Genomic DNA, 16073 nt, shown 5'->3' with positions numbered 1-16073 from the left:
GACGGCCCCGGCACACGGCTCACTCAACGAACAGCGATTCTACGACGTTGATCCAGCCGTGCTCGCTGGCAACCTCTTTACCGTTCAGCCAGCGGCGGAGCATGTTCAGCGCCATCATGGCGCACACTTCCTGCCGCACCGCCACGCTGTGGCGCGTGATGCTCATTTTCACCCGCAGGGCGTGGGTACCTTCCGGCGTCGCGAGGGCAAAATTCAGATGCTCGTCGTCCACGCCGCCAACGGCCAGCGCCAGCCCGGCAAAATGCTTCACCCTGCGCTCGGACGCCCAGCGCGCGGTCTGCGCCAGCGTCTCCTGCTGGAACGGCACGACTTCACTTGCCAGCAGGGGAGCGTCGGCACGCGAAAGCTGCAGCGCCAGCAGGCCGCCGGTGAACTGCTCGCTTAGGGTGACGCTCAGCTGGCGGGCCTGCAGGTTCTGCGCGATCTGCGCGGGCAGCCCTTCCGTTCCCTCAAAGATCAGGCTCTCGCCCGCCACGCGCTGCACTTCAGGCCATATTGCCAGCATGGCGGCTTTTTCCGTCGCCGGGCCGGTCAGCTTGAGTTCGATAATTGGCATCGACGAGCGATAGCCCATCGAGACGCCCGGCGGCAGCTGCAGGTGGTCAAGGCTCTGCGTCAGATCGCTTTCCGAGCGGCCAAAAGTGGTCAGGCGCAGGCACAGCGGCGGCTCCGGCAGCGTAAAGCGCTGGCGAAGGCGGGGCAGGATCTGCTGCTCAACCATCACCTTAAATTCCGACGGCACGCCCGGGGTGAAGAACATCAGGCAGCGGTTGAGCTGAACGGCGAATCCACAGGCGGTGCCGACCGGGTTATCCACCAGCTCCGCGCTGGCGGGGATTTCGGCCTGCTTGCGGTTGCTGGGTGCCATCACGCGTCCACGATCGGAAAAGAAGCGTTCCATCTGCGTCAGCCACGCCTCGTGCAATACCAGCCCCTCGCCTTTGGCGGTGGCGGCGGCCAGCGCGCTGAGATCGTCGCTGGTGGGGCCGAGTCCCCCGTTCACAATCAGCACGTCGCAGTGCTCGCTGCGCTCGCGAAGAATATTCACCAGCGACTCAAGATTGTCGCCCACGGTGTTGCGGCGCGTTAAGGGTAATCCTTGCTCAAAGAATACATCGGCGAGCCAGGCGGCATTGGTGTCAATAATTTGACCATGCAGCACTTCGTCGCCAGTGGATAGCATTTCCACGTTTATCATTGTGTTCTCCCACTTCTATGGTCAAAACACTATAACGCATATGGCACGAGGGAGAAGAGAGAAACAGGCGCGACGGAACGCCGCGCCGGAGAGATTAGAAGCCTGCGCTCACGCCCACGTACGGGCCGTCGGCCAGCGCGTTATCGCGGTTGCCGTCTTTACCGGCCAGGTTCAGATAACGATAGCCCGCTTCGATAGTGATCGGACGCATGATGGTCCAGCGCGCACCGGCGTTGGCCTCTTCATAGCTGTCAATACCGCTGGAGAGCGAGTCCGGAGAGTAATAGTACTCGCCGAACAGGCCGAAGCTGTCGCCGATTTTCCACTGCAGGCCGCCGCCCACTGCCGCCGCGTAGCCTTCATCACCGTCGTTCGGGTTGGTGTAAATGCCTTTCCCGCCAACGGTCGCCAGGAACGGGCCCAGCGGAACGTTCAGACCCAGGCCGAGGCTTGCCGCATCGCCGTCGTCATCGTTATGCGTCCAGCCGCCGGTCATCGCCAGGCCGGAGGTTTCCGTACCCAGGCCAAAGCCCAGGTGGGTATAATCCTGACCCGCCGAGCCGTTAAAGCTGATGGCGTTAGCCGCCGAAGAGATAATCATCAGGCCTAAGCCCATCAATGCCACTTTTTTCATTGTCGTGATCCCGCACAATTTAATTAGAGATGTCCCAAAACCGCGAGATTTTAACCTGAGTCTCTCTGGGATCAATGGACTCTGCGTGCGTCGGACGATTAGTTTGTAACGATTTGATAATATCCGCCTTTATTCCATCAGCAAAAAACGGATTTTCACGCTCAGTCCGCCTAAGGCTTCGCTGCGCGTCAGCTGCAGATGGCTACGGTGCAGCCGGGCAATATCGCTCGCCAGCGCCAGCCCAATGCCCGATCCGGCCGCGTCGCCCACGTTATCGAGACGGTGAAACGGCAGCACGGCCTGTGGGATCAGATTTTCTGCAATACCCGGTCCGCTGTCCTCTACGCTTAGCTCAACCGCCCCGCTACCCGCGCGCAGGAAAACCGTCACGATCCCTCTCTCCGGCGTGTATTTGATGGCGTTATCCAGCAGGTTGGCGCAGAGTTCGCTCAGTAAAACAACATCGCCTTCCATCAACATCGGCTGTTGTTCGCCGTCGTACCCCAAATCGATCGCTTTGCTGCGCGCCTGCGCCAGCCGGGAAAAGCAGCAGTTCTGCACCACCTGCACCAGATCTACCGGCGTGAACTGGCGCTCTCCCTGCTCTTTGCGCTTCACCGCCGAAAGCTGCAGCAGGCGCTCAGTCAGCACAATGGTGTTATCCAGCGTCACGTTCATCGCCCGGAGGCTTTCCTGCCACAGCGGGGGATCGTTGCGGGTTAAAGCCACCGAGACCTGCGTTTTGAGCACCGCGAGCGGGGTTTTAAGCTGATGAGAGGCGTCGGCATTAAAGCGTTCCTGGCGCGAAAGCACGCCGCGCAGCCGGTCAATGTAGCGGTTAAAGGCCACAATCAGCAGGCGGGTTTCTGACCACGGCAGCAGCTCCGGCAGCGGCGCCAGCAGTCCCGGCTCGCGCCGCACCATCAGCGAGGAGAGCTGGCGCATCGGGCGGAGCACGCGGCGCAACAGCCAGGCCGTTAAGATCAGCGTCAGCAGCACCAGCAGCCCCTGAGAAACCCAGGAGGAAAAGAGCAGCTGGCTGGCGAGATAGCGACGGGACTGCAGCGTTTCGGCGACGTAGATCTCCGCCATGCCGACGATATTGTCCTCATTAACGGGCTGAAGCAGCTTCGCCACGCGGATCGCCTGCCCGCGATATTCGGTGTGATAAAACCAGGCCAGCGCCGGGTAAAGCGTGGTGCGCGACGTGGAGGGCGGCATCTTTGGCAGGTCGTCGTAGCCGGAGATCACCCGCCCGTCGGGATCGACCACCTTGTAGTACAGCCTGTCGTTCATATTAAGCTCGAAGCTGTCGAGCACCACCCAGGGTACGTTGACCTCCAGCCTGCCGTCGTGAACCACCAGCCGCTCTGACACCGTTCGCGCCGACGATAGCAGCGTTCGGTCATACGCCTGCGTCGCCGCCTGCAGGGCGCTAACGTAGCTGTTAAACGCCGACAGTCCCCACAACAGCAGCAGCGGTAAGCCCAGAAAGAGCAATAGCTGCAGATAAAGCGACTGCGGCTTAGCCCACTTCATCGCCGCACTCCAGCACGTAGCCCAGCCCGCGCAGGGTGGTGATCTTCACGCCGCTGCCGCTCAGCTTCTTGCGCAGGCGATGAATATAGAGATCGATGCTCTCCGGGCTGACGTCATCGTTCAGGCTGAACACCTGGTCGAATAATTGCTGCCGCGAGACGGGCCGGGTCCGGCGATGCATCAGCACCTTCAGCAGGGAAAGTTCGCGCGGCGTCAGGGAGAGCGGTTCATCGTGCAGCATGAAAAAGCCTTCATCGTCATACTCCAGCGCCCCCAGAAGCTGGCGCTCCTGCGTGCGTCCTTCGCTTCGGCGCAGCAGCGCGCGCAGGCGCGCATCAAGCTCTTCCAGCTCGAAGGGCTTCGGCAGATAGTCATCCGCCCCGGCGTTCAACCCCTTCACCCTGTCCGCCACGTTGCTGCGGGCGGTGAGAAACAGCACGGGAAGCGTCTGCCCGCGCTTTCGCAGGCGGTGGACCACCTCCAGCCCGTCGAAGCCGGGCATGCCGATGTCCAGAATCGCAACGGCATAGTTTTCCCCCTGCAGCAGATGGTCCGCCGCCCTTCCATCGTTAACGCAGTCCACGGCAAAACCTCCCTGCACCAGCGCTTTCTCCAGCCAGTGAGCCAGCTCACGATTATCTTCCGCGAGTAAGAGACGCATATCACATCCTGTAAAGTTGTTGTCGCAGTGAAAGGGAAATGAAAGGTTATTGTTTTAACAATCACGCAACGGAACCGCTACAAGGCGGTTCACATAATCAGAAAAAAGACCTGTACCCGTACCCCCGGTTTTCCGGCGTGAGGATAAATGATGAAAAAACAATTACTTTCGACTTTTGCTGCAAGCGTATTGCTGTTGAGCGCGTCTGTCGTCCAGGCGCAGGACGCTCCGTCCCGCACGGAGTGCATCGCCCCGGCTAAGCCCGGCGGCGGCTTCGACCTGACCTGCAAGCTGATTCAGGTCAGCCTGCTGGAGACGAAGGCCATCGAGAAGCCGATGCGCGTCACCTACATGCCCGGCGGCGTGGGCGCGGTAGCCTACAACGCCATCGTGGCGCAGCGCCCTGCCGAAGCCGGCACCGTGGTGGCCTTCTCCGGCGGCTCGCTGCTGAACCTGTCTCAGGGGAAATTTGGCCGTTACGACGTGAACGACGTGCGCTGGCTCGCGACTGTGGGAACGGATTACGGCATGATCGCCGTGCGCACGGACTCCCCGTGGAAATCCCTGAAAGATCTGCTGACCGCAATGGAAAAAGATCCGAACAGCGTGGTGATTGGCGCGGGCGCGTCGATCGGCAGCCAGGACTGGATGAAAGCCGCCCTGCTGGCGCAGCAGGCAAAGGTCGATCCGCACAAGATGCGCTACGTGGCCTTTGAAGGCGGCGGCGAGCCGGTCACGGCGCTGATGGGCAACCACGTTCAGGCGGTCTCCGGCGATCTCAGTGAAATGGTGCCTTACCTGAGCGGGGACAAAATCCGCGTGCTGGCGGTCTTCGCGGAAAACCGCCTGCCGGGCCAGCTGGCGAACGTTCCTACCGCCAAAGAGCAGGGCTATAACCTGGTCTGGCCGATCATTCGCGGCTTCTTCGTTGGGCCAAAAGTGACCGACGCCGAGTACCAGTGGTGGGTTGAGACCTTCGCCAAACTTCAGCAGACCGACGCGTTCAAAAAGCAGCGCGATCTGCGCGGGCTGTTTGAGTTCAACCTCAACGGTCAGCAGCTGGATGATTACGTCAAAAAACAGGTGAATGACTACCGCGAGCAGGCGAAAGCCTTTGGCCTGGCGAAATAACCGGAGACGCTATGAGCGATCGTATTTTTGCCGGGATATGGCTGCTGCTCTGCGTAGGCGGACTGTTCGTCGCCTGGCAGATCCACAGCGAGTACAGCTATGAACCCGTGGGGCCGCGCCCCTTCCCGATGGGCATTGTCGGCCTGATGCTGCTCTGCTCGGTGGCGCTGCTGCTGCGCCATCCGGATACCGTGGAGTGGCCGCCACGTCGGATTTTACAACGCCTGCTGGTGATGGTGATCGTGCTGCTGATGTACGCCTGGGGCTTTGAATGGCTCGGCTTCCCGGTTGCTACCGCCATTCTGACGATGGTCATCGGCATGTTGTTTAACGCTACCCTGCCCGCGGCCGGGCTGTCGGGCGCGGTGCTGGGCATTTTGCTCTGGTACGCCTTCGACCGCCTGCTGGACGTGACCCTACCCCTTGGCGCATGGTTTAACTGACGGAGCACGCTATGGATACCTGGATTTACCTCTCGCAGGGGTTCGCGGTGGCGATGACCCCTGAAAACCTGGTGATTGCCCTGATCGGCTGCTTTGTGGGGACGATCGTCGGCCTGCTGCCCGGCCTGGGCCCCATCAACGGCGTGGCGATTTTACTGCCGCTGGCCTTTGCCCTGCACCTGCCGGCGGAGTCCGCGCTGATCCTGCTGGCAACGGTCTATATCGGCTGCGAATACGGCGGACGTATCTCGTCGATACTGCTCAACGTTCCCGGCGATGCCGCCGCCATTATGACCGCCCTCGACGGTTATCCGATGGCGCAGCAGGGTCGCGGCGGCGTGGCGCTCTCTATTTCCGCCGTCAGCTCGTTCTTTGGCTCCATGATCGCCATTGGCGGCATCATTCTGTTCGCCCCTGCGCTGGCCCAGTGGTCGCTGGCGTTTGGCCCGGCGGAGTATTTTGCGCTGATGGTGTTTGCTATCGCCTGCCTCGGCAGCATGATGGCGCAGAACCCGCTCAAATCGTTTTTGTCCGCGCTGATTGGCCTCAGTCTGGCCACCGTCGGCGTTGACGCCAACACCGGGGTTTATCGCTTCACCTTCGACAGCGTTCACCTGTCCGACGGCGTGCAGTTTATCGTCGTCGTGATTGGCCTGTTCTCTGTATCGGAGATCTTACTGATGCTGGAACATACCAGCAGCGGGCAGACGCTGGTGCGCAAGACCGGCCGAATGCTCTTTAACGCCAAAGAGGGGGCGCAGTGTATCGGTGCCACCCTGCGTTCGTCGGTGATTGGCTTCTTCGTCGGCGTCCTGCCCGGCGCGGGGGCAACCATCGCCAGCGCCATCACCTACATGACCGAGAAAAAGCTGAGCGGCAACAGCGACAGCTTCGGCAAAGGCGATATTCGCGGCGTCGCTGCGCCAGAGGCGGCCAATAACGCCTCGGCCTGCGGCTCGTTTATCCCGATGCTGACGCTCGGCGTGCCGGGCTCCGGCACCACGGCGGTGATGATGGGCGCGCTGACGCTCTATAACATTACCCCGGGCCCGGCGATGTTCACAGAGCAGCCGGATATCGTCTGGGGCCTAATTGCGGCGCTGCTGATTGCCAACGTGATGCTGCTGGTGATGAACATTCCGCTGATCGGCCTGTTCACCCGCATGCTGACCATTCCCCTGTGGTTCCTGGTTCCGGCTATCGCCGCCGTCTCTGCGGTTGGGGTGTACGCGGTGCACAGCACAACCTTCGACCTGGTGCTGATGGTGCTGCTTGGCGTGCTGGGGTACATCTTACGCAAGATGCACTTCCCGATGTCGCCGCTGATTTTAGGCTTCGTACTGGGTGAGATGCTGGAGCAAAACCTGCGCCGCGCCCTTTCCATCAGCAACGGCAATATGGCGATCCTGTGGGAGAGCAGCGTGACGAAGGTTCTGCTGGCGATGGCGATCGTGGTCATTGTGGTGCCGCCGGTACTGCGCCTGGTGCGTCGGCGCCAGCGCAAGCCTCAGCCGGACGTCGGCTGATCAGCTTCTAAGCAGGGCATTGACCCACTGTTTTAACGCCTGGCGGGAGATTTTAATCCCGCCATTTTTTAGCTCTGCGGGCAGTGCCAGCCAGTGCACCGGCTGTTCAAAACGCGCCAGCCTGCCCTGGATCCAGTCAGGGAATTGCGCGATATCCGTTCCCGGCTCGCACTCCACCACCGCCACCGGACGCTGTCCGAACTCGGCGTCGTCCAGCGGGACGATAAACACCTGGCTTATCTGCGGATGCGTGGCGATAACGCGCTCCAGCGATTCGGGTTGGATCCCCTCTCCTCCGCTGAAAAAGAGGTTGTCCATACGACCTAAAATCGTCAGACGACCGTTTTGCCATTCCCCGCGATCGCGGGTGGCAAACCAGCCCTGCGCGTTAGTGAGCGGAAGAAGCGCACCGTCTCGCCAGTAGCCCGCCGCCATGCTTTGCGCTTTGATCCAGATTTCCCCCTCGACCAGCTTCACTTCCCGACCCGGCAGGGCGGTTCCCACATCCGGCTCGCCGTCCGCCGCTTTCGCGCAAACGGTTGAGGCAAACTCCGTCAGGCCGTAACCGCAGAAGGTACGAATGCCTTTCTCCCGCGCCTTCGCCGTCAGCTCAACGGGAATGGCCGCCCCGCCGAGCAGAACGGCCTTCAGCGCAACACGCTGCTGTGCATGAAGCAAACGCCAGAGCTGCGTCGGCACCAGAGACGCATGGGTGCAGCCCTGCAGCGCCTGCTCCAGCGGCTGTTTCTCACGCACGGTTAACCGCGCGCCCGCCAGCAGCCAGCGCCACAAAATGCCCTGGCCAGAGACGTGGAACAGCGGCAGCGACAGCAGCCAGTCATCGTCATCACCGTAGGGCATCAGCGCCAGCACGCCCTGCGCGCTGGCAAGATGCGCCGCGCAGGTGTGAACGGCCGCTTTCGGCAGGCCCGTCGAGCCTGAGGTTAACGTCATAGAGGCCAGGCGCTGCGGCTGCCACGAGGCTGCACGATCGCCTGAACACTCGCTCATGCTCAGTAAAGGCAAGCCGTCAAACGCGCCGTCCAGCACCAGCGCATGGCGCAGCGTCATTGGCGGGATCAGCACGTCCAGCAGCGGTCCCGGCAGCTGAGGGTTCACCGGAAGAATACGCGCGCCGCACTGGAGCAGCGCGAGCCACGCCAGCAGGGTCTGCGGATGGTTATGGGCGAGCAGCATTACCCCCTCGCCTTCCTCCACGCCCTGACGATGGAACCCGGCGGCAAGGCTATCAACGCGCGCGCACAGCTGTTGCCAGGTGAGAACCTCATCGTTCAGCCGCAGAGCGGGCCTGTCGGGCCACTGCGCGCGCCAGTGCCGCCACGGCCAGTCGGTAAACCTCATAGCAGCGGCTCCAGCGCTCCAGCGCCGAGGCACGGCAGCGCGCTGTCCGGCCACTGACGAATAAGCTGGGACTGCATCAGGCTCAACGTGTCGAGGCCGGGGATAGTGTCCGGCGTTAACCATGCCGCGATGCGCGCCAGCTGCGTCAGCCCGAGGCTGGACTCAATGGACGAACTGATCACCGCCGTCTGGCCCAGGGCGTGCGCAGCCTCAACCTGCTCGCGTACTTTTTGCAGGCTGCCGGTGAGCGTCGGCTTGATCACCACCGCGCTGACGCCCGGCTCGGCGACAAACGCAAAATCAGGTTCGCGCAGGCTTTCATCCCAGGCTATCGCAATGCCCGTTTCACGGGCAAAGGCGCGGGAGTCGTCCCGCGTTTTGCACGGTTCTTCCAGAAACGCGATGCGGTTGCGGTAGGCCGGGTTGACGTACTTCGCGAACTGCTGGGCCTTGAGCGGCGTCCAGGCGCGGTTGGCGTCCAGACGCAGGCGCAGATCGGGGATCGCTTCCAGCAGCAGATTCGCCACCATCCCGTCGCGCACCGCTTCGTACAGGCCAACTTTGATTTTCGCCACTTTCTCGCCGGGCATGGCGGAGAGCTGCGCGAACAGGTCGTCCGGATCGCCGGTGCAGAGCGGCGCGGCGCGATAATTTGCCTCAAGGGGCAAACTGTCGTCCAGCTCCGCCAGCGCGCAGCTGATGCCGAAGGCGGCGGAAGGCAGGTCCGGCAGCGCCGGATTACCGCCTTCCCGCCACTCGCGCACCCAGGCCAGCAGCGCCGCCTGCGCGTCATCCAGCGACTCGAGGCTAAAGCCCGGCAGAGGTGAAACTTCACCCCAGCCTTCCCGCTCGCCCTGACGAAGATGCACGAAGAGTCCGTCACGGGTTTTTAACCGCCGCTCGCGCAGCACCACGCCCGCGTCCATCGGTATCTGCCAGCGGTAAACCTGCGCGCGACGCATTACGGGTTCCGTTTGTATTTGCTGAAGTCCGGCTGGCGTTTTTCGTTAAACGCGTTGCGTCCTTCCTGACCCTCTTCGGTCATGTAGAACAGCATGGTGGCGTTACCCGCCAGCTCCTGCAGGCCCGCCTGACCGTCGCAGTCGGCGTTCAGTGCGGCCTTCAGGCAGCGCAGCGCCATCGGGCTGTTTTGCAGCATCTCGCGGCACCAGCGCACGGTCTCTTTTTCGAGATCGGCAATCGGCACCACGGTGTTGACCAGGCCCATATCCAGCGCTTCCTGAGCGTTGTACTGACGGCACAGGAACCAGATTTCGCGCGCTTTTTTCTGCCCAACGATGCGCGCCATGTAGGATGCGCCCCAGCCGCCGTCGAAGGAACCGACTTTCGGGCCGGTCTGGCCGAAGATGGCGTTTTCCGCAGCAATGGTCAGGTCGCACATCATGTGCAGCACGTGGCCGCCGCCGATGGAGTAACCGGCCACCATCGCGACAACCGGTTTTGGACAGGTGCGGATCTGGCGCTGGAAGTCGAGCACGTTCAGGTGGTGCGTACCCGCATCGTCCTGGTATCCGCCGTAGTCACCGCGCACTTTCTGATCGCCGCCGGAGCAGAACGCTTTGTCACCTTCGCCGGTCAGCACAATCACGCCGATGTTGTCGTCATAGCGCGCATCGGCCAGCGCCTGAATCATCTCTTTGACGGTCAGCGGACGAAACGCGTTGCGCACCTGCGGACGGTTGATGGTGATTTTGGCGATGCCGTCGGCGGACTTGTGGTAACGAATGTCGGTGTAACCTTCGGAGCAGTCCTGCCATTCAACCGGCGCGTAAAGCATGTGTTCATCAGGATAGATCATAGAGTGTCCTTTATTCGAAGACGCAGTATCTGTGCCAGGCTCGCGGCAACCGCACCGGGATTTTCCCGATGGGCGTTGTGCCCGGCGTGAGGAATAACGTGGCGTTCGGCGTTCAGTTCGGCGGCGATGGCCGTGAACTTCTCGTCACGTTCGCCATAGAGATAATAAAAAGGGGCGTTGTACGCGCTCAGCGCAGAACGCAGGTCGGGCTGCACGGCCAGGGAGGTGGCCTCAAGCATTGCCGCCAGATTCGCGCCGTCGTTACGGCTACGCAGCGCGATCAGCTCGCCGCGCTGGGCGTTCGTAAGCGAGGCAAACACCGGCTGTTGATACCAGTCGGCAAAGACCTCTGCGAGCGGTTCAGTGCGAAAACGCGTTGCCCAACGGCGATCGGATGCTAACCGCGCCTCGCGCGCATCTGCATTCTGTAGCCCAGGATGACCGCCTTCAACGACAATCCCGCTCAGCCCCGCTGGCTGCTGGCAGGCATGGAACATCGCAATGCGGCCGCCGAGGGAGTACCCCACCAGCCAGTAGTTAAGTATGTTGTAACTAATAAGCGTGCTGGCGAGTAAATCGCTCACGTCGGAGAATCCAGAAACGGAAATTCCAGCAGAACCACCGTGCCCTGGCAGATCAAGATACAGCCGGGGATAGGCTGTTAACGACTCCCCAACCGTTTGCCACTCGCGGCAGTCGCCGGAGAAACCGTGCAAAAAGACCAGCCAGGGGTAGCCTGGTTTTCCGGCCCGCTGCGCGCCAGCCAGGATCACAGGTGGCTCACCTGGGCAAGCAGGTGCTGCAGCTTTTGCGCCCCGTCAGAATCATTCACCACCAGCTCAACCAGCGTTGCGCCGGGCTGTTTCCACGCCGCGCTTAACGCCGCCTCCAGCTGTTCCCAGCTTTCCGGGCGATGATATTTCAGGCTAAACATCGCCGCCGCGTGCTCAAACTGCACGTTTTGCGGCATCAGATAAAAGCGTTCGCGCTCGCTTTGCGGCGTCGGCAGCAGGGAAAAAATTTGCCCGCCGTTGTTATTGACCACAATCAGCACAACGGGCGCGGATGCCTGACGCAGCAGCGCCAGCGCGTTCAGATCGTAGAGCGCGGAAAGATCGCCCACGATCGCCAGCGTCGATTTTGCGCTGGCGCGCTGCACGCCCGCCGCCGTTGAGATCAGCCCGTCGATGCCGCTGGCACCGCGGTTGCTGTAAACGGGGTAGCCCGCGGGCAGCTTAGAGAGCGCGTCAATCAGGCGCACCACCAGGCTATTGCCGACAAACAGCTGACCCTGCTCGGGCAGATACTGACGTATACGGTGCGCCAGCCCGGCTTCGCTAAAATCGTCGCACTGCGCTTGGGTGAGTTCCCACGCCTGACGCGACAGTTCAGGGATCTCAACGGCCCAGGGCTTGCGCTTTTCTGCCGGATGGAGGTCCAGCCAGGCGTCAATGTCGCTCACCAGGCGACGCCCGCGATGGTGAGCGGGGTCGAGCCGCCCTTCCAGCGGGTCCACCAGCCAGTACTCTTCCGGCGTGCAAGTCGCCTGCCACTGCAGCAGGCGTTTGCCGGTGAGGCTGGAGCCAATCTGCACCACAATTTGCGCCTGCGAAAGCTCGGTGACGGCCTTTGCGTTGCCCAGCCAGAGATCGGCGCAGGGCAGCGGCTGCCCGGTCTGGGAGAGCACATCGCCAATCAGCGGCCAGCCGAGGGTTTGCGCCCATTCGGCGACCAGCTTCCCTTCGGCGGCGCTCATGCGCCCGGCAACCACCACGCCGAGTTTTTGTCGCCAGAAGAACCAGTCGCGTTGTTTTGCGCTTTCAAGATGCGCCTGCTCGCGCAGCCAGGGCTTTTCGCTCTCCCACCAGTCGCCGAGCTGCTGCTGCCAGGCGAGGCCGGTGTCGTCCATTTCGCCGTACAGCGGCTCGGCAAACGGACAGTTGATATGCAACGCGCCGCTGCGCAGCGATCCCAACGCGTGATCGAGCGTTGAAACCAGCCAGCTTGCGGGAATGTCCTGGGTAGGACGCGGTAACGCAACCGCCTGCGCGGGGTGAGAGGAAAATATCCCCGGCTGGCGGATTGCCTGATTGGCGCCGCAGTCGATAAGCTCAGGCGGGCGATCCGCCGTGAGCAGGATCAGTTTCTCACCGGTTAACCCGGCCTCGATAATGGCCGGATAGAGGTTTGCCACCGCCGTACCGGACGTAACGATCACCGCCACCGGCGCTTTACTGACTTTTGCCAGCCCCAGCGCCAGATGGCCGAGACCGCGCTCGTCAAAATGGGTGTGATGAATAAATGCCCGATTTTCGGCCGCCGCCAGCGTCAGCGGCGTGGAGCGCGAACCCGGTGCAATGCACACGTGCCTGACGCCATGGCGGGTCAGGGCTTCGAGGATCACCGTCGCCCAGCGCCGGTTAAAAGAACTTACTGACATGAGTTTGTCCGGTATCAATAATGCGACACAGTATAAATAATAGAAAAATTTGGAATTTTGATATGAATCGGTAATGCGCGAATCAGTATTAATCCCTAAGGAGCAGAGAACGCAGCCCGGCGGCTTTGTTTTCTATTTCCTGCCACTCCTGTTCCGGGTCTGAGCCGCTGACAATCCCTGCCCCGGCGTAGAGCCGAAGCTGAGCATCCTGAACGCGCGCGGAGCGTAGCGCCACGCAGAACTCGCTTTGCTCGGGCGACAGATACCCGGCCGATCCGGCATACCACTCGCGATCGAAGGGTTCGACATCATCAATAAATTCGCGCGCCGCCTGACGCGGTAGCCCGGCGACGGCCGCCGTCGGCTGTAGCACGTGCAGGCACAGCGCATCGTCGGCCTGTTTTAGCGCGGTCCAGATACAGCGGCGCAGGTGCTGGACCTTACGCAGGCGTACAACCTGGGCGGGCAGCACCTCAAGGGTGCGGGTATGATGCTGCAATCGCTCGCAGATATCCTCCACCACCAGCATATTTTCACGCTGATTTTTATCATCTTTCATCAGCCAGTCGCCCAGCTTTTGCGCCTGGCTATCGTCGCTGTGGCCGGCAACCGTTCCCGCCAGCGCCTCGGTGCGCAGCAGGGTGCCGCGACGCCGCCACAGGCGCTCCGGCGTGGAGCCGAGAAACGCGCTGCGGGCATCAAATACCATGCAAAAATGATAGCAGTTTAAATTGAGCGCGCGGCTGGCGGCCATCAACGCAACGGCGTTAAGGGATTGATTGAGCTGCAGATCGGTGGCCCTGGCGAGCACCACCTTTTCAAAATCACCGCGCGCGATAGCGTCCGTTGCCTGGTGGATAAGACGCAGCCACACGGATTTTTGCGGCTGATGCCTCTCCTGTATAACCTGCACCGACAGCGGGCGGATGGGGCTAGCGTCCCGGAGCTGGAGTAAAAATGCCTGCGCGACGATCGCATCGTCCGCAAGCGAGCTGTCGCTCCACAGCTGCAGGCGCAACGTGGCAGCCCCGCCCTGACGTCGCCAGAGCAGGCGCGGTAAAAACAGGTTCCCCTGCTCAGGATTAAAGGCGTTAAGGCCGCAGATGCGCGTATCGGGCGCCGCGTTCTGCTGCTGCAAAAACTGCGAGGCCGACGAGAGTGCGTCAAAGTGGGCAACGGCACCGAGCGCGGCGAGTTCTTCATCACCGTTGCGCTGCTGCCAGTAGAATTGAGGATAGATTTGCTGAGCACCCAGCCAGGCCAGGGGATCGAAAGCATCGTTTAATGGGAAAGAGACGTCGAAATGACGCATACCGGGTGTAGCGGGTAGCGCTTGCGCAAGCTGGCTGCGCAGACGTTCCAGCGCGAGGAAAATCGAATGCACGCGAACCTCTCCCTATTGAAACCTCGCATTATACGGGGTACTGACCGAAAATAGCAGTACCCACGTATAGGGAGTGGTTAAGGTTTTTAAGCGCCGTTAACGGCGGGCTAACAGTAGCCCCAGCACCAGCCCCACGGCGGCACCTGCGCCGATGCCTTGCCACGGTTTCTCATGCACGTAATCATCGGCACGATATACCGCTTTTTTGGCCCGGTAGTAGTAATTGTCAGACGCATGGCTGACGCGATTTTTCACTTCATGCAGCGCCTGTTCGGCACGCGCCTTTAGCTCAATATACTTCTGATCGGCAGGGTCGCCCGACGAACGCAGCACCTCTTCCAGCGTTTCGCTCAGCAAGGCCAGGTCGTCGTCGATACGGGTATCCCAGGATTGAAATGACATATTTTTCTCCATGTTGTTACACCAGTCCGCTAACTATAGCCAACGACGTGCGATTACGCCTGCTTCGCTTCCCGCGCCATGCCAACGTGCGGTATGCCATCCTCGTCGTAAACGTCGGTCACCGGGGCAAAGCCAAAGTGCGCATAGAATGGCTGAAGGTGTGCCTGCGCGCCCAGGTATAACGCCCTGTCCGGCCACTGTTTTTCGCAGGATGAGAGCGTTTTTTCCATCAGCTGATAGCCCAGCTTTTCGCCGCGCGCGTTGCCGCTAATGATGACCCGGCCAATGACCACCGGCTCAAAATCATCGGCGCTTTTCAGAATCCTCGCATACGCCACCAGCTCGTTATCGCGCCAGCCGAGTACATGGCGGTTTTCTCCGACCAGGTCATCACCGTCGATATCCAGATACGGGCAGGTTTGTTCTACAACAAACACTTCGCAGCGCAGTTTTAACAGCGCGTAAAGTGACTGAACGGTAAGCTCGCTATGGTGTAAATCTTGCCACTGAATCATGTCTGTCTCCTTCCTGGGGTTCATCACGTTATACTAAACCCCTTCCCATTCGGCAAAGGGCTGATTGCGTTATGGAACTGATTTTTCTGGGTACGTCCGCTGGCGTGCCGACCCGGTCGCGAAATGTGACGGCAATCCTGCTGGATTTGCAGCATCCCACCCGCGGCGGGCTGTGGCTGTTTGACTGCGGTGAAGGGACGCAGCACCAGCTGCTGCGCACCGCGTACCATCCGGGCAAGCTGGACAAGATTTTTATCACCCACCTGCACGGCGATCATCTTTTTGGCCTGCCCGGCCTGCTGTGCAGCCGCTCGATGGCGGGCATTGCGCATCCGCTCACGATCTACGGTCCGAAAGGTATTGCCGAGTTTGTTGAAACCACGCTGCGCCTGAGCGGCTCGTGGACGGATTATCCCCTGGAGGTTGTCGAGATTGCAGAAGGTCTGGCGTTCGATGACGGCGATTACAGGGTGACCGCCTATCCGCTGAATCATCCGGTTGAGTGCTACGGCTACCGCATAGAGGAGCAGGATAAACCCGGCGCGCTAAACGCCGCTGCGTTAATCGCCGACGGCGTAAAGCCGGGCCCGCTCTTCCAGCGCCTGAAGCAGGGCGAAACCGTCACGCTGGAAGACGGGCGCGCGGTGAACGGGCAGGACTATCTTTCTGCGCCACAGCCGGGGAAAAAGCTGGCGATTTTTGGTGATACTGCACCTTGCGCCGCTGCGCTTTCGCTGGCTCAGGGCGTGGACGTCATGGTGCACGAAGCCACGCTGGAAGCGGCGATGGAAGAGAAAGCCAACGGTCGCGGCCATAGCTCGACGCGCCAGGCCGCACGGCTGGCGCGTGAGGCGGGCGTCGGGAAGCTGATCGTCACTCACGTAAGCTCACGCTACGACGCGCAGGGATGTGAACGCCTGCTGGCAGAGTGCCGCGAGGTGTTCTCTGAGTGCGAGCTGGCGGAAGATTTTACTCAGGTCAGCGTTTAGTCCTTCATT

Annotated in this window: 16 protein-coding genes; 4 read left to right on the top strand and 12 right to left on the bottom strand. The window is 61.2% G+C overall.

The annotated features are described in order from the left end of the window. Positions 1 to 19 precede the first annotated feature (19 nt). From E0L20_RS16545 to tctD, 4 genes are all read right to left on the bottom strand, one after another. Positions 20 to 1219: a nicotinamide mononucleotide deamidase-related protein YfaY gene (locus E0L20_RS16545; RefSeq protein WP_131634903.1), complete on the bottom strand. Its 1200-nt coding sequence runs from the start codon at positions 1217 to 1219 to the stop codon at positions 20 to 22. A gap of 94 nt (positions 1220 to 1313) precedes the next feature. Next, positions 1314 to 1853 (bottom strand): YfaZ family outer membrane protein, encoded by a 540-nt coding sequence (locus E0L20_RS16540; protein WP_131634902.1) that lies wholly within the window; start codon positions 1851 to 1853, stop codon positions 1314 to 1316. 129 nt (positions 1854 to 1982) lie between these two features. Beyond that, complete coding sequence (locus tag E0L20_RS16535; protein ID WP_131634901.1) at positions 1983 to 3392, bottom strand: sensor histidine kinase; 1410 nt, start codon at positions 3390 to 3392, stop codon at positions 1983 to 1985. Beyond that, entirely contained in the window at positions 3379 to 4053 is a 675-nt protein-coding gene (gene tctD / locus E0L20_RS16530) for a transcriptional regulator TctD (RefSeq protein ID WP_131634900.1), read from the bottom strand. Before tctD ends, E0L20_RS16535 begins: the two co-directional genes overlap by 14 nt. Positions 4054 to 4203: 150 nt before the next feature. Here tctD and E0L20_RS16520 point away from each other — a divergent pair, with 150 nt between their 5' ends. The 3 genes from E0L20_RS16520 to E0L20_RS16510 are packed head-to-tail and all read left to right on the top strand — an operon-like array spanning position 4204 to position 7153. Next, on the top strand, positions 4204 to 5184 hold the full coding sequence (locus E0L20_RS16520) for a Bug family tripartite tricarboxylate transporter substrate binding protein (protein ID WP_131634898.1): 981 nt from the start codon (positions 4204 to 4206) through the stop codon (positions 5182 to 5184). A gap of 11 nt (positions 5185 to 5195) precedes the next feature. Then, entirely contained in the window at positions 5196 to 5627 is a 432-nt protein-coding gene (locus E0L20_RS16515) for a tripartite tricarboxylate transporter TctB family protein (protein ID WP_131634897.1), read from the top strand. An 11-nt stretch (positions 5628 to 5638) separates the two neighbouring features. Then, entirely contained in the window at positions 5639 to 7153 is a 1515-nt protein-coding gene (locus tag E0L20_RS16510) for a tripartite tricarboxylate transporter permease (RefSeq protein WP_131634896.1), read from the top strand. Here E0L20_RS16510 and menE read toward each other — a convergent pair whose 3' ends face one another. The 8 genes from menE to E0L20_RS16470 all read right to left on the bottom strand — a co-directional run bounded on the left by menE (position 7154) and on the right by E0L20_RS16470 (position 15075). Beyond that, complete coding sequence (gene menE / locus E0L20_RS16505) at positions 7154 to 8515, bottom strand: o-succinylbenzoate--CoA ligase (protein ID WP_131634895.1); 1362 nt, start codon at positions 8513 to 8515, stop codon at positions 7154 to 7156. Then, complete coding sequence (gene menC / locus E0L20_RS16500; RefSeq protein ID WP_131634894.1) at positions 8512 to 9477, bottom strand: o-succinylbenzoate synthase; 966 nt, start codon at positions 9475 to 9477, stop codon at positions 8512 to 8514. Before menC ends, menE begins: the two co-directional genes overlap by 4 nt. Then, positions 9477 to 10334 carry a 1,4-dihydroxy-2-naphthoyl-CoA synthase gene (gene menB / locus E0L20_RS16495; RefSeq protein WP_080328564.1) on the bottom strand — a complete coding sequence of 286 codons (858 nt, stop codon included), beginning with the start codon at positions 10332 to 10334 and terminating at the stop codon, positions 9477 to 9479. Before menB ends, menC begins: the two co-directional genes overlap by 1 nt. Beyond that, complete coding sequence (gene menH / locus E0L20_RS16490; protein ID WP_131634893.1) at positions 10331 to 11107, bottom strand: 2-succinyl-6-hydroxy-2,4-cyclohexadiene-1-carboxylate synthase; 777 nt, start codon at positions 11105 to 11107, stop codon at positions 10331 to 10333. The genes menB and menH overlap by 4 nt, the downstream gene beginning before the upstream one ends. After that, positions 11104 to 12774 carry a 2-succinyl-5-enolpyruvyl-6-hydroxy-3-cyclohexene-1-carboxylic-acid synthase gene (gene menD, locus E0L20_RS16485; protein ID WP_131634892.1) on the bottom strand — a complete coding sequence of 557 codons (1671 nt, stop codon included), beginning with the start codon at positions 12772 to 12774 and terminating at the stop codon, positions 11104 to 11106. The genes menH and menD overlap by 4 nt, the downstream gene beginning before the upstream one ends. A gap of 88 nt (positions 12775 to 12862) precedes the next feature. Continuing rightward, positions 12863 to 14158 carry an isochorismate synthase MenF gene (gene menF, locus E0L20_RS16480; RefSeq protein ID WP_131634891.1) on the bottom strand — a complete coding sequence of 432 codons (1296 nt, stop codon included), beginning with the start codon at positions 14156 to 14158 and terminating at the stop codon, positions 12863 to 12865. A 96-nt stretch (positions 14159 to 14254) separates the two neighbouring features. Then, positions 14255 to 14560 (bottom strand): stress response protein ElaB, encoded by a 306-nt coding sequence (gene elaB / locus E0L20_RS16475; RefSeq protein ID WP_131634890.1) that lies wholly within the window; start codon positions 14558 to 14560, stop codon positions 14255 to 14257. 53 nt (positions 14561 to 14613) lie between these two features. After that, positions 14614 to 15075, bottom strand: a complete 462-nt coding sequence (locus tag E0L20_RS16470; RefSeq protein WP_131634889.1) for a GNAT family N-acetyltransferase — start codon at positions 15073 to 15075, stop codon at positions 14614 to 14616. Between the two features lie 71 nt (positions 15076 to 15146). Here E0L20_RS16470 and rbn point away from each other — a divergent pair, with 71 nt between their 5' ends. Then, the gene (gene rbn, locus E0L20_RS16465) at positions 15147 to 16064 is read left to right on the top strand and encodes a ribonuclease BN (protein ID WP_131634888.1); all 918 of its coding nucleotides are present in this window, start codon (positions 15147 to 15149) and stop codon (positions 16062 to 16064) included. Positions 16065 to 16073 lie beyond the last annotated feature (9 nt).

The sequence above is a fragment of the Enterobacter wuhouensis genome, assembly GCF_004331265.1.
GTDB classification, from domain to species: Bacteria; Pseudomonadota; Gammaproteobacteria; order Enterobacterales; family Enterobacteriaceae; genus Enterobacter; species Enterobacter wuhouensis.
This window is presented reverse-complemented; position numbering and strand designations above follow the sequence as displayed.